The organism is Streptomyces boluensis (assembly GCF_009908195.1).
GTDB classification, from domain to species: Bacteria; Actinomycetota; Actinomycetes; order Streptomycetales; family Streptomycetaceae; genus Streptomyces; species Streptomyces boluensis.
In genome coordinates this window covers 1-12,631 of record NZ_JAAAHS010000220.1, presented here as the reverse complement: position 1 = coordinate 12,631, position 12,631 = coordinate 1, and the positions used below count along the sequence as shown (strand labels likewise).

Below are 12,631 nucleotides of genomic sequence, written 5' to 3'. Positions count from 1 at the left end.
GGGCCAAGGCCGCACCCACCCCCGTACGGCGAAATCCCTCCGCACCCGCCCCCGAGGCCGAGTTGATCGGCCGGGCCGTGGAGAAGGCGCTCGCCGAGCACGGTGGTGACGTCGAGGCCGCCACGGCTCAGCTGGTGCGCCGGGCCATCCCCGACGCGATGGCGCTGCTCGACGCCTGCCGCACCGGCGGCCGGTACGACGTGATCGCGCACCCCTGGGTGCCGGACATCCTCCGTAAGCAGAGCGCCAAGGGCAGCGACCACATCTGGGAGGCGCGTCCCAAGTGGTCCCGGCACGAACTGCCGCCCGGCGCGCACGAGGTGACCGCCCTCGACATCAACGGCGCCTATCTGTCGGCCCTCAAGACACACCTGCCGATCGGACAGCTGGAGCACTCCACCGGCTTCGGCCACGACCGCCGCCGCGCCGGCGTCCACCTGATCACCCCGGCCGAGTGGCGGCACGACGCGTATCTGCCCAACCCGCTCGGCAACCGCGACGAACCCGGCCCCCTGTGGGTCACCGAACCCACGCTGCGGCTGCTGCTGCGCCTGTCGTCGCCCAGGTACGGGCTGTGCGAACCGCCGGAGATCCACGAGTCGTTCACGTCGGGGGCGACCGAGAACCTCCTGGAGAAGTTCCGCACCGCGCTCCGCGACGCTCGCGAGTCGGCGATCGAGAGCGGCGACGAGACGACCGTCGAGTACGTGAAGGCGATGTACGCCAAATTCGTCTCCACGATGGGGGAGTCCAACTACAACCGGGAGCTGTACCGCCCGGACTGGATGCACCTGATCCGCTCGCAGGCCTTCTCCAACCTCTGGATGAAGGCCCTGAAGGCGCACGAGGAGGGCCTGTCGGTCGTACGTGTCATGGGCACCGACGAGCTCCATGTGACCGGCGACTGGCGGCGGGTGTTCGCCGAGGGCCGGGGCGTGCTCGAAGTGAAGGTGAAGGACGTGTACACCGTGGGCCACACCCCGTGCGACGCCGCTCTCGACAGCGACGGCACTGTGACCGAGGAGTTCCCGGATGCCTGACCACACACAGGAGTTCGGCAAGTACGGGGCCAGCGGTGTCCGGGGCAGCGAGGCCGTGTCCCGCAGGCTCGACGACCTCGCGGGCGGCATCGTCTCGCCGGTGGACACCCGGCGCGGACTCCTCGCCCGCCTGCACTACCTGACCCGCTCCGACCGCTCCCGCGAGGCGGCCCGTGCCGCGGGCCTGACCGTCACCGACCGCACCCTGAAGGCCTGGCTGGACGGCAGACAGCGCCCGAACGCCCGTAACCTGCAGCGGGTCGAGGATGCGTACCGGACGGTGCGGCGGCAGAACGTGGCCCGTCATCTGCTGAGCCGGCTCAACTCCCGCGGCGGTACCCGGGTCGAGCTGCACCCTCTCAACCAGTCCCAGGTCCCGCGGCCACGCCAGCGTGTGCTGGAGTACCGCAGCTTCAACATCCGTACCTGGGACCGGATCGTGCGCGCCTGGAGCGAGGGCGACGCGGCCGCGCTCGACGCGGCGTGGACCGACCAGATCGTCGACCTCGGTTCGCAGTGGGGCCAGTACGAGTACGTCACGAACGTGGGCTTCGCGGCCTGACCCGGCTCTGCGTGGCCGGGGGCGCCTCACGGTCCGTCGGCGCCGGCCGCGTCCAGGGACTCGGCCAGCTCGTCCCAGCGCAGCACGTAGTCCTCGTTGGCGATCGGGACCTGGGCGAAGAACTCCTCGGGCAGGTCGAAGGCATCGACCAGCGTCATCATGTGCGGCGCCAGGTCGGCGACGATCTCCTCGATGGCCGCGGGCAGATCCCGTACGTGCTCGACGGTGATGAGACCCCCGGCGAGCAACTCCCCTGAGTGGCCCACGACTTCCTTGAGCAGGAACAGCCGGGCGAGCTGGTGCAGCAGGTAGCGGGCCTTCGTCCCGACCGCCGCGGCCGCCGCGTCCAGGAACGCCTCGGCGGCCTGCCGCCGGGTGTGCACGTCCGCCAGCTCCAGCGCACTGGACGACGCGGCGTTCCAGCGGCGTACGGGGTCGCGCGGCGGACCCTGGCGCAGCGCGCTGCGGGCCTTGGACTGCCAGATCGCCTCGGACTCGACGAGCAGGTCCCGCAGGAAGTACACGTCCGTCAACGACTGCTCCGCGGCGGGGAGTTCGCTGCGACGGGCGGGCGGCTGGTGGTTGAAAAGCATCTCCGCGGCGGCCTTGAGGGAGATCACCAGGTTGTCGCCCTCGGCGGTGATGGTGCCCTCGATGTTGGTGGCGATGTCGGACAGGGCGTTCGCCGAGAACAGCCCCGGGGCCCCGCACCGCTCGCGGCACTCGATCGCGATGTCACGGGCCTGCCACGTGGTCCAGCTCTTGGTGAGGGCCACCAGGCGCTCGAGCTCCGAGTTGTCCGCCGTACTGTCGTGCGCGGCCCACTGCGACACCACTTTGCGGTGCAGGAACGTCATCGCGTACGCGGTCGAGAGGCCGAAGAGGAGCCGGCCGTGGTGGCTGCGGTGGGCGACGAGCGGGATGCGCTGGTTGGCCTTCGGCCCGCTGATGTACCGGGCGTGGGCGTAGCGCACCGCGATGGCGAGGGCGGCCCGGGACACCCCCACGGCGGCACCGCTCATGCAGAGCTTGCCGGTGGTGACGCGCTGCACCGAGTGGAGGAAGCGCTTACGGCGGTTGCCGAGCGAGCTGCTCAACGTGCCGTCGGCGTCGAGGCGTCCGTGCTCCGACTCGAGCAGCGCCGCCCGCTCGAGGCGTACCTGGTCGAACGCGGTGAGGCAGTGGTCGAGCGGGTGGCCGGCGCGCTCGGGCAGGCGGCGCACGGTGACGCCGGGCAGGGTGCCGTTCTCGTCGGTCAGCGGGGTGAGGAAGAGGAAGACGCCCTGGTCCTCCTCGTCCATCAGGAGGCGCGCGGCGACCAGCGCGCTCTTGGGGCCGCCCGTGGTGCTGGTGTTGGGCATGAACTTCTGCGCGCCGGCCGTGGGCGTGTGCAGCACGAAGGAGTCGGTGGGCCGGTCGTAGGTGGCCGTGGTCTCCATGGCGGAGGCGTCGTTGCCGTGCTCAAGTTCCGTGCACAGGAACGTTCCTGTGCGCCGCATCGAGGTGAACTCGTCGAGGTCGCGGCCGGCGACCGACTCGTTGTGGTCGTGCAGGCTGCCGAGGAACAGGTTGTAGTGGATGCCGGACAGCGCGCCCAGGGAGGCGTCCACCGCTCCGGTCCACTCGTGCAGGGCGGCGAGCCGGTGCGCGTCGGAGGCGAGCGCCTCCGGGTCGTCCATCGTCTCGTTCACCAGGCGCAGTCGCGCATAGGAGAGTTCGGTGCGTTCGGCGGTGGAGAGTCCGGGAGGATTCCTGAATTCTCTCCGGGAAATCAGCTTTCGCCACGGCTGGTGAATGTGGCTCTGCTGATTCCGGTCGAACAGAATGTGGGTGATTTCGCCCGTTTCCGAGGCCGCGTCGACCAGGTGCGAAAGGTCGAAGGGAAGATCTTTCGAAAGACGCCCCCCGGCAGCTTCCTGGGCATTCGTCTGGAACGTAAGCAGGGACATAGGTGCTCCGCTTGAACGTCGAGTGAAGTGGAGGAAGTGCAGGGCCGTAAAGATACGGACCCACCGGTTTTTTTGCAAGACTCCTCGTACGCAGGCCCTTATGGTTCCTACTTAATCCCAGGTCAGAGGCCACTTAAGGCTGCCTGGGCCGCTCGATCGAGGAGGTGCGGCCGAGGCTGAACGCCCGGAATGTCCCCGTCCCGCCCGACTATTGAGAAACCGGACGCCTGGTTTTAACATGGTTGGTGGTAGTGCTCGTCGCATCGTGCCCTGGGGCAGTCCGCACAGGAGCCGACCCGGTGACGTGACCTCCGTCCGGCACCGGCGCCGGACGGAGTGGCTGACCGTCATGTACAGGGCGTGACGGGTACGGAGGTGAGTTGAGTTGGCGCGCCAAGAACGGGCTGTTCGGACACGGCAGGCCATCCTCGTAGCGGCAGCCTCGCTGTTCGACGAGGTGGGATACGAAGCGGCGACCATCTCCGAGATCCTCAAGAGATCGGGCGTCACCAAGGGAGCCCTCTACTTCCACTTCTCCTCGAAGGAGGAGCTCGCCCAGGCCGTCCTCGGCGGCCAACTCGGCGCCGTACCAGAGGTCCCGGCACAGGAACTGGCCCTGCAGGAAGCCTTCGACGAGGCCCTGTTGCTCTCCTACCTGCTGAGCCGCAGGGAGCCGGCCGTGCGCGGCAGTATCCGCCTCACCGTGGAACAGGGCTCCGCGAAGGACGGCCTCGACCGGCAGGAACCCATGAAGGCCTGGGTCGACCACTCCGCGGCCTTCTTCGAGAAAGCCAAGGCCAGAGGGGAGTTGCTGCCCCACGTCGACGTCACGGCCGTGGCCAAGATGTTCGTCGGCGCCTTCACCGGCGTCCAGATGCTCTCGAAGATCATGACGGACCATGAAGACATGCCGGAACGCGTCGCGGATCTCTACCAGCACCTGATGGCGACCATCGCGAGCCCCGGAGCGATGGTGGGCATGGACTTCTCACCCGGAAGGGGCGAGAAGATTCACCAGGAAGCCATCAAGCTCAATCCCGACGACCCTACGCTGGAAGTCACCGACGATCCCGGAAACTGATCTCCACGCCGACTGCACTCTTGCTTGAGCAGACACCGGGCGATAAGAATCGGCCACCTCTTTATCCCGCGAATATGGGGATAACGCGTCACCCGAATTGTCGCCCACCTCAAGGGGAGTGCACGGATGGCCATGACCGGATGCCCATTTGCGATCGACACACTGGGGCGAGACCACGCAGGTGAAGCGGCCAAGCTGCGATCGCAGGGCCCCGCGGTACAGGTCGAACTCCCGCAAGGAGTGGTCGCCTGGGCCGTCACCCGGCACCGGTACATCAAGCAGCTGACCTCGGACAGAAGAGTGTCCAAGGACGCCTACCAGCACTGGCCGGCCTTCGCCGAGGGACGCATCACCGAGGAATGGCCCCTCTACTACTGGGTGTCGGCCCAGAACATGGGGTTCTCGTACGGAGAGAAGCACGCCAGGCTGCGCCGCATCGTGGCCGGCGGCTTCACCCCCCGGCGCTCCCAGCGGCTGAAGCCGCAGATCGAGTCCACCGTCGAGCAGCTCCTCGACGGACTGGCGGCCACCGAGCCCGGACAGCCCGTCGACCTGTGCGCCTCCTTCACCAAACTGCTGCCCACCCGCGTCATCTGCGACCTCTTCGGCGTCACCGAGGAAGCCAGGAGCACCCTCTGCTCCGAAGTCAGCACCACCTTCAGCACTGTGGCGACCCCCGAGGAGACCACCGCCTCCCAGATGAAGGTCTTCCAGCTGCTCGCCGAGCTGGTGGCCCACCGCCGAGCCGAACCGGGCGACGATCTGACCTCCGCGCTCATAGAGATACGGGACCAGGGCGACAGGCTCACCGAGGAAGAGCTGGTCGGCACCCTCAACCTCCTCATCGCGGCCGGCCAGGAGACCACCGGCAACATGATCGGCAACGCCGTCGTCGAACTCCTCGCCCAGCCCGAGCAGTTGGCCCACGTCAGGGCCGGCCGGGCCACCTGGGACGACGTCATCGCCGAGACCCTCAGGGCCCGCGGCGTCGCCGCCCACACACCTCTGCGGTACGCGGTGGAGGACATCGACCTGGACGGCGTCCTCATCAAGAAGGGCGACCCGATCCTCCTCAACTTCGCCTCCGCGGGCCACGACCCGGACCAGTACGGCGACGACGCGGCCACCTTCGACCTGCTCCGCGACGACCACAGCAGCATCGCCTTCGGGCACGGCCCGCACTTCTGCCTGGGTGCCCCGCTGGCCCGCCTCGAAGGACAGATTGCGCTGGAGGCACTGTTCGACCGGTTTCCTGACATGCGGTTGGCCCGCCCCAAGGAGAGCCTCGAACCGGAGCCGTCCTTCATCATCAACTGCTTCAACTCGGTCCCCGTGATCCTCGAACCCGCCACGAACTGACACCCCGGCCCCACGCCACCGAGAGCTCCGCGTCCGCACCAGGACGCGGAGCTCTCCGCGTACGGGACGGGGGACCGGCAGACGCTCATGCCAACTCCCTGTAATGGACGACGAGTTGAACGATCTCCTGGCTGCTGCGGGTGGGGTCTGTCCCAGCCGTTCGGCACTCCGAACCAGCCAGGCGAGCAGGCATGATCGATTCTGACTGAAACCGCGTACCCGGTTTGTTATCTTGGGCGTGAAGCGAAGGCACCCCCACCAAACGACGGGCAGCCGGCCCCGCCGTGGGCCGCCCCACGCGCCAGGAGCACCTCGATGGCCAGACAAGACCGCGCCCTGCGCACCCGCCAGGCACTGATCCGCGCCGCGGCCGAAGTCTTCGCCCACGAGGGATTCGCCCCCGCCTCACTGACCACGATCAGCAGACAGGCGGGCGTCAGCAACGGCGCGCTGCACTTCCACTTCGGCAACAAGAGCGCCCTCGCCCAGGCCGTGGAGGACGAAGCGGCACAGACCCTGCACCGGATCACCCAGCAGGTGACCCTCGACGACCGAGACCCCCTGCGTGAACTGGTCGACGCCACCCACGAGTTGAGCCGCCGACTCGCGGACGACATCGTCGTACGAGCCGGCTTCGAGCTCTGCGGCGACGCAGCCCGCGGGGGCGTCGCCGAACTCAGGCACGCCTGGCGCCAGTGGGTCGAGGACACGCTGCGCCGCGCGGAGCGGGACGGCCGGCTGGCCGAGGAGGTCTCGGCGGACACGGCAGCGGTCGCCGTCGTCGCGGCGACCGTGGGCCTCGGCGTACTCGGCAGCCGAGACCAGGAGTGGCTGTCCGAGCAGAGCGTCACCCGCCTCTGGTCCCTCCTGCTGCCCGGACTCGTGACCCCGCGAGACACCCCCACCCCGCAACCCCTCTAGAAGCGACCGCACGGTCTCTTCTAGAGGGTGGGTAAGTGCGGGGCTAGGCGATCCCGCTGCTGAAGCGGGCCGCGAGGCGTCGCGAAATGCTCTCTAAGTCCGAAGAGACCCTAAATGAGGGCCAGTTGGAGTGCGATTCAAAACAGCACGGACGGTTTGATATTGACAAACCGTCCGCCCTGTTTTTTCATTGACCCTAGAGAGAACGAGAACGAGAACGAGAACGACACAAGCAAGACCCACGAACGGACGACGCAACAAACAGGGGAGAGCAATGGACATCGAAGTACTAGGGGCACTCGCCGTCAGAGAGAACGGAACCTCCGTCACACCCACGGCCAAGAAGCCACGCCAAGTCCTGTCCCTGCTCGCCCTCAACCCCGACCGCGTAGTCCCCGTAGACACCCTCATCGAAGAACTCTGGGGCGAACACCCACCCCGCAGCGCCCGCACCACCCTGCAGACCTACATCCTGCAACTACGCGAACTCATCACCACCGCCCTCACCCACGACCCCCAGAACACCACCCCCCGCACCGCCAAAGACATCCTCACCACCACCCCCGGCGGCTACCTCCTCCACACCACCAACGGCACCTACGACGTCCGCGAGTTCGAACGCCTCGCCGGCACCGGCTACCGCTCCATGGACGCCGGAGACTTCCCCAACGCCGCCCGCCAACTCCGCGAAGCCCTCGACCTCTGGAGCGGCAACGCACTCGCCGACGTCCACGCCGGCCCCCAACTCCACCCCGAAGTACGCCGACTCGAAGAATCCCGCCTCTGCGCCCTCGACCAACGCATCGAAGCCGACCTCCGCCTCGGCCGCCACCGCGAACTCCTCGGCGAACTCACCGTCCTCGTCCAACGCCACCGCACCCACGAGACCCTCCACGGCCAGCTCATGGTCGCCCTCCACCGATCCGGCCGCCGCCGCGAAGCCCTCGACGTATACCAACGCCTGCGCACCGCCCTCGTACGCGAACTGGGACTCGAACCCTCCGCCGGACTCCGCCGACTCCAACGCTCCGTCCTCATGTCCGGCCCCGACCACCTCCCCGAGCCCACGGAAACCGCACCCGCACCCGCACGCCTCAGCCGCATCGGCTGACCAGCACCACCGAACCCGCACAACAACAGAAGGAGAGGAACCACCATGCAGGCCAGGTCGGCACGCACCCGCAACAAACTCGTCCGTGCCGGTGCCGAGCTCTTCGACCGCAAGGGCTACGCCCAGGCAACCCTTGTGCAGATCGCCGAATCAGCCGGACTCACCAAGGGTGCCCTCTACTTCCACTTCGCCTCCAAAGACGCCCTCGTCGACGACATCCAGGAACAAGCACAGACCCTGCTCCGCGAATTCGCCCACACCCACGAACAACGCGGCACCCCACCCGTACAAACCCTCATCGACCTCACCCACCTCCTGGCTCGTACGCTCCAGCAGGACCCCGTCGTACGCGCCAGCTTCCGCATCGCCCACGAAGGCGCCGGCCGCCACCCCTCGATCGCCGACTTCCACAACCCCTGGATGACCGAGGCCCTCACCCTCCTCGAGCAAGCCCGCGAACAGCACAGAATCCGCGAACCTCAGCCACACGGCAGAGCCGAAGTACTCCTCTCCACCCTGATCTGCGGCATCGGAGTCCTCGCCGCCGCCGAATCCCCCCACCTCGAACTCGGCCGCGGAGTAGCAGAACTGTGGGCCCAACTCCTGCCCACCCTCGTCCCCGACGACGACATCGACTGCTACCGCACCTGGCCACCCCAGCCCGACACCACCCGGACACCGGCACTACGCGACCTCGGCACACCCGCACCCCACACGAGCACCCACGACGCGGCCTGACCTGCCGCCTGCGACAGCAGGCATTCGCCGTCGCCTTGCCGGGCCGAGAACCACAGGTCAAGTGGCGTTTCCAGGGGCACCATGGGGGCATGACGTGTTCCGTGACGCGGGCCGGTCTGCTGCCTCCGCAGAGCCTTGGGTGGACCGATGGCGTACGGGCTCCCGACAGCCTCGACGAGGGCCTCGACCAGTACGGAAACCGCGTTGAGGGAAAGTGGATGCCCAAGGGCCTCAACCCGGAACTGTGGCAACGGATCCGGGGCGCCACGATCGAGGGCGACCTCGGGACTCAATCCAAGGTCCTGAAGGACTTCACCCGAGCATGCGTCTACACCCGGGACTACCGCGACCTCGATGACCTACGGCGCATCCTCTCCGTTCTGCGAGAACTCGGGATCAACAGCTGGATCGACTACAAGCGGGACTGCGATACGGCCAGAGGCGTGTACGGGTACGGATCCCCCTACTGGCACTCACCGCGGGGGACCGTGGACATCGAGACCCCGCGGCGGTCAACAGGCCGGCAGATGGACCTGGCCACGCTCGCCAAGAGGCCGCTGTGACACGGCGGGCCGACAGGCTGGTCCACCACTCAGCAGCAGGCCTCAGCGGCACAGACAGTGCAGTGCACACTCGACCTCTAAGTGCTTCACCTGAACCGCGGCTTCCTTCTGGAGTGGTACCCCTTGCTGCGCGTATCCGTCCCGGTGTGGCGTCGTTCCTGTTGTGGTAGCAAGATCCACATCGATACGGGGGGAGCCAAGTGCCGGACCGTACGCGGGACTTCGGCAAATACGGCGCGACAGGCATCGAGGGCGGCGAGGCTCTGGCCCGTCAACTCGACCGCCTGGCTGACGGAATCGCCTCACCCGTCACTACCAGGCGAGGCCTGCACGCGCACGTGCGTTACCTCACGAAAACCCCACGGGCGAGGGCGGCGGCCCGTGCAGCGGGCCTGACGGTCACCGACCGTACGCTCAAAGCGTGGCTGACCGGGAAACGTACCCCCACGAAACGAAACCTGGAGCGTATCGAGCAGGCTTACTGGACGGTCCGCCGCGAGAATGTGGCCCGCTACCTCTTGAAACGCCTCGAGTCACGAGGCGGAACCAGGGTCGAGATCCACCCGTTGAACCAGTCCCGGGTCGACCGCCGTTACCAACGTGTTCTGGAATTCCGCACGTTGAACATCCGTAAATGGAAACGCATCGTGACGGCATGGGCAGCGGGTGACCGAGCAGGACTTCAGGACGAGTGGTGCGACGAGATCCTCGCTCTGGGATCGCAGTGGCGTCAGTACGTGCATGTGACGACGGTGGGGTTCGCGGCGTAGGCGACACCTTGGCTCAGCCACTAGGCATCGGCCGATTTGGCTGAACGGAACACAGCCCACACGATCTTCCCGGGCCCGTCACGATGCGAGGTACCCCACGTGTCGGCCAGAGCCGCGACGAGGAAGAGGCCACGGCCGTGGTCATCCTCCACCGCGGCCTCGCGAACCCGCGGTGACCCATCGCCCGCGTCATGCACCTCCAGACGCAGCACGCCGTCCTCGAAGCCCAGACACACACGGAAGTCGCGGCCGGACGGGGTGTGCTGCAGTGCGTTGGTGGCGAGCTCGGACGCGCAGACGATGACGTCGTCGACGCGGTCGGCCGGTAGGTGACCGGAGGTCGCCTGGCGTACGAAGTGACGCACCGGGCCGACTGACGCGCGACGGCGTGCGAACTGCCGCTGCACATAAGCAACTTGTGGTGGTACGACGTGTGCGGGGGTGAAGGCGGCGGTCATCGCGCATCTCCCGCAGGGAGAGGCGCGAGGGGATGGTGCGTCATGTCGGCTCCTCGGAAGTCGGCCGTGCCCGGGGCGTGGACACGGTCGCCGGGGGCCTTGTCCGGCTAATGCAATCGAAGCACTACACACGGTGACAGGGACGCTGCATCCCAGTTTCGTGACGCTAGTCGATGACCCCCAAGAACTCCGCCAACGCCCGCAACCCCTGCGGGTGGTTGGGCAGTGCCCAAAGGTCACGCACGATGGCGACGGCCAGGGTGTGATGGCGCATCCAGGTCGGCGCCACCCGGCGCAGTGACTCCAGGGTCTTCACCGCCCCTGCCGCATCCCCGAGGTCAGTGTGGGCTCGGGCTACGTCGAGGAGCAGCCAGGTCCGCCACGACGGCGGGGTGTCCTTGCTGAGCCGCATACCCTTCGCCAGCGCCAGAGCCTCCTCCGGATGCCCGTACTGGACAGCCAGACGGACGCGCTCGATACGTACTGATGAAGGGCTGAAGACGCTGACCATACGGTTGTCAGCGCCCGCAGGCAGGGCGGCCACACGGGCGGCTTCCTTCTCCGAGTGCTCCATCAACTCCGCTGCCCGCTCATAGTCGTTGCTGCGCGCGGCCGAGGTGGCGGCGGACATGGTCAGGGCACCCCAGACCTTCAGACCGTCCGCGGTGTCCGTACGCCCGCTGCTCTTCAAGTCCTCGGAGGCTCGCAGCGCGATGGACAGGGCGTCGTCGAGGCGGCCTTGTCGTTGGTACGTCCAAGCGACGGAGTTGACGACCATCGCGGGCAGGAGCGGATCGGAGGAGCGTTCCGCGGCACCGATCGCGCGCTCCAGGGAGATCAGGGCAAGGTCGGTTTTGCCCATGCGCACGGCGACGTGCCCAGCGAGTTGCAGCACCTTGGCCAACGCGGCACAACCCGCTGCGCGGTCGTCGTCGCCGTCGGAGACGGCCGCGGCCTGTGCGTCGGTGATCAGGTCGGGAAGTGTCTTCAGAACCGTGTCGAACTCGGCCGCGTGGTACTGCGACCAGCCATCGGCGATCTGTTCACGCAGGAGATCGAGCGAGAAGTCCGGACCGGGCGGCTGCGGCCCAGACCTCCACAGCACGGGCATGACCGCACGCCGCATGGCCACGAAACGAGGTCCGTCGTTCTCGCCACCGGCGGAGACTGCGGGCGGGTCTCCGAGCAAGGTGGTCAGTTCCACGCCGAGTCCGTTCGCCAGAGCATGCAGGGTGGGCAAGCGTGCGGAGTGCTTGCGCCCTTGCTCGAGCTGACGGACCACGTCAACGGACACGTGGGAACGGTCGGCCAGCTCTTCTTGCGTCAACGAGGCCAGACGCCGCAGGCGGCGCAACGTTCGCCCCAGATCTTCGTTTGCCACGCTGTCACGCTACGCCCTCTCGTGACTGCCACGGCGGGGTTGGTACGGAGAAGACAGCCCGGCCCGTGCTCGCCCCGCCAGTCTGTCTGTTGAAGCCGTAGGCATAGGAGGCCGGCCCAGCGGGGTCTTCTGCCGATCGTGTACGGCACGTCGTGGTTCCCTCTCCCTTTGCAGGAGTTTGACGGTGCTTCTGTTCCGTTATTTCATCGGGTACTTGATGGCGTTTCAGCCAAGCTGTGGGGATGGTCAGTTGGGGTGCTCGATGCAGTCGCCCCGTCAGCATGGGGTGTGCGTGCCTGTGCCATAAGTTAGCCGGGCTCATGTTTGACGCACACGAGTTGGTAAGTAGTGCCTGTACCGACCAGTCAGGGTCGGTTGGATTTCGCACAATAGCCAGTTCGCCTTCGGTCCTGTGGGCGGGGAGCATTGTGGTTGTTGCTGAAGGTAGTTGAGGGCATGTCAGATGCTGTTGGCGGAGGGCCACTTGGTTCCGTGGCTGCTTCTGGCTAGCTGCAGGAGTTCGCGAAGCGGATTCCTGTGGCGTGATCGCGGAGCGATTGCGACTGGCTTGGATTGCGGAGCAATTCAAGCTGCGGACAACGGAGTTGGCCGCAGCCGGCCACGGAGTGGACGGCTTGCCGCGCGGAGCGCGGCGAAGTTCCGCCGCGTAGCGGCGGCGCGTCGTGTCTGCGGAGCAG

General features: G+C 67.3%; 11 protein-coding genes and 1 pseudogene. 9 read left to right on the top strand and 3 right to left on the bottom strand.

All coding sequences use genetic code 11. From position 1 onward, the window contains the following. Together GUY60_RS24190 and GUY60_RS24185 are read left to right on the top strand one after the other, a co-directional pair. Positions 1-1,040: pseudogene (locus GUY60_RS24190) on the top strand (transcriptional regulator); the annotation flags it as partial. Then, positions 1,033-1,602 carry a transcriptional regulator gene (locus tag GUY60_RS24185; RefSeq protein ID WP_161701279.1) on the top strand — a complete coding sequence of 190 codons (570 nt, stop codon included), beginning with the start codon at positions 1,033-1,035 and terminating at the stop codon, positions 1,600-1,602. The pseudogene GUY60_RS24190 and the gene GUY60_RS24185, both read left to right, overlap by 8 nt. 26 nt (positions 1,603-1,628) lie before the next feature. Here GUY60_RS24185 and GUY60_RS24180 read toward each other — a convergent pair whose 3' ends face one another. Beyond that, positions 1,629-3,293 carry an acyl-CoA dehydrogenase family protein gene (locus GUY60_RS24180; protein ID WP_312866407.1) on the bottom strand — a complete coding sequence of 555 codons (1,665 nt, stop codon included), beginning with the start codon at positions 3,291-3,293 and terminating at the stop codon, positions 1,629-1,631. Positions 3,294-3,936: 643 nt separating this feature from the next. Here GUY60_RS24180 and GUY60_RS24175 point away from each other — a divergent pair. From GUY60_RS24175 to GUY60_RS24145, 7 genes are all read left to right on the top strand, one after another. Further along, complete coding sequence (locus tag GUY60_RS24175) at positions 3,937-4,632, top strand: ScbR family autoregulator-binding transcription factor (RefSeq protein ID WP_161701275.1); 696 nt, start codon at positions 3,937-3,939, stop codon at positions 4,630-4,632. A gap of 126 nt (positions 4,633-4,758) precedes the next feature. Further along, the gene (locus tag GUY60_RS24170) at positions 4,759-5,991 is read left to right on the top strand and encodes a cytochrome P450 family protein (protein ID WP_161701273.1); all 1,233 of its coding nucleotides are present in this window, start codon (positions 4,759-4,761) and stop codon (positions 5,989-5,991) included. A gap of 315 nt (positions 5,992-6,306) precedes the next feature. Then, a complete protein-coding gene (locus GUY60_RS24165; RefSeq protein ID WP_161701271.1) occupies positions 6,307-6,912 on the top strand; it encodes a ScbR family autoregulator-binding transcription factor in 606 nt (201 codons plus the stop codon). A gap of 274 nt (positions 6,913-7,186) precedes the next feature. After that, entirely contained in the window at positions 7,187-8,023 is an 837-nt protein-coding gene (locus tag GUY60_RS24160; protein WP_161701269.1) for an AfsR/SARP family transcriptional regulator, read from the top strand. A gap of 45 nt (positions 8,024-8,068) precedes the next feature. Then, on the top strand, positions 8,069-8,761 hold the full coding sequence (locus tag GUY60_RS24155) for a ScbR family autoregulator-binding transcription factor (RefSeq protein WP_161701268.1): 693 nt from the start codon (positions 8,069-8,071) through the stop codon (positions 8,759-8,761). Positions 8,762-8,850: 89 nt separating this feature from the next. Beyond that, positions 8,851-9,324: a putative phosphothreonine lyase domain-containing protein gene (locus GUY60_RS24150; RefSeq protein ID WP_246235558.1), complete on the top strand. Its 474-nt coding sequence runs from the start codon at positions 8,851-8,853 to the stop codon at positions 9,322-9,324. A gap of 200 nt (positions 9,325-9,524) precedes the next feature. Next, a complete protein-coding gene (locus GUY60_RS24145; RefSeq protein ID WP_161701266.1) occupies positions 9,525-10,094 on the top strand; it encodes a transcriptional regulator in 570 nt (189 codons plus the stop codon). A gap of 20 nt (positions 10,095-10,114) precedes the next feature. Here GUY60_RS24145 and GUY60_RS24140 read toward each other — a convergent pair whose 3' ends face one another. Together GUY60_RS24140 and GUY60_RS24135 are read right to left on the bottom strand one after the other, a co-directional pair. Then, positions 10,115-10,552, bottom strand: coding sequence for an ATP-binding protein (locus GUY60_RS24140; RefSeq protein ID WP_161701264.1), 438 nt, complete (start codon positions 10,550-10,552; stop codon positions 10,115-10,117). A gap of 166 nt (positions 10,553-10,718) precedes the next feature. After that, the gene (locus GUY60_RS24135; RefSeq protein WP_161701262.1) at positions 10,719-11,933 is read right to left on the bottom strand and encodes a helix-turn-helix transcriptional regulator; all 1,215 of its coding nucleotides are present in this window, start codon (positions 11,931-11,933) and stop codon (positions 10,719-10,721) included. Between the last annotated feature and the right edge of the window lie 698 nt (positions 11,934-12,631).

What these genes read in the sequence shown, in the direction of transcription:
- GUY60_RS24150 (WP_246235558.1), top strand. Translation starts at nt 8,851, where the DNA reads ATGACGTGTTCCGTGACGCGGGCCGGTCTGCTGCCTCCGCAGAGCCTT.
- GUY60_RS24170 (WP_161701273.1), top strand. Translation starts at nt 4,759, where the DNA reads ATGGCCATGACCGGATGCCCATTTGCGATCGACACACTGGGGCGAGAC.
- GUY60_RS24155 (WP_161701268.1), top strand. Translation starts at nt 8,069, where the DNA reads ATGCAGGCCAGGTCGGCACGCACCCGCAACAAACTCGTCCGTGCCGGT.
- GUY60_RS24185 (WP_161701279.1), top strand. Translation starts at nt 1,033, where the DNA reads ATGCCTGACCACACACAGGAGTTCGGCAAGTACGGGGCCAGCGGTGTC.
- GUY60_RS24165 (WP_161701271.1), top strand. Translation starts at nt 6,307, where the DNA reads ATGGCCAGACAAGACCGCGCCCTGCGCACCCGCCAGGCACTGATCCGC.
- GUY60_RS24140 (WP_161701264.1), bottom strand. Translation starts at nt 10,552, where the DNA reads ATGACCGCCGCCTTCACCCCCGCACACGTCGTACCACCACAAGTTGCT.
- GUY60_RS24160 (WP_161701269.1), top strand. Translation starts at nt 7,187, where the DNA reads ATGGACATCGAAGTACTAGGGGCACTCGCCGTCAGAGAGAACGGAACC.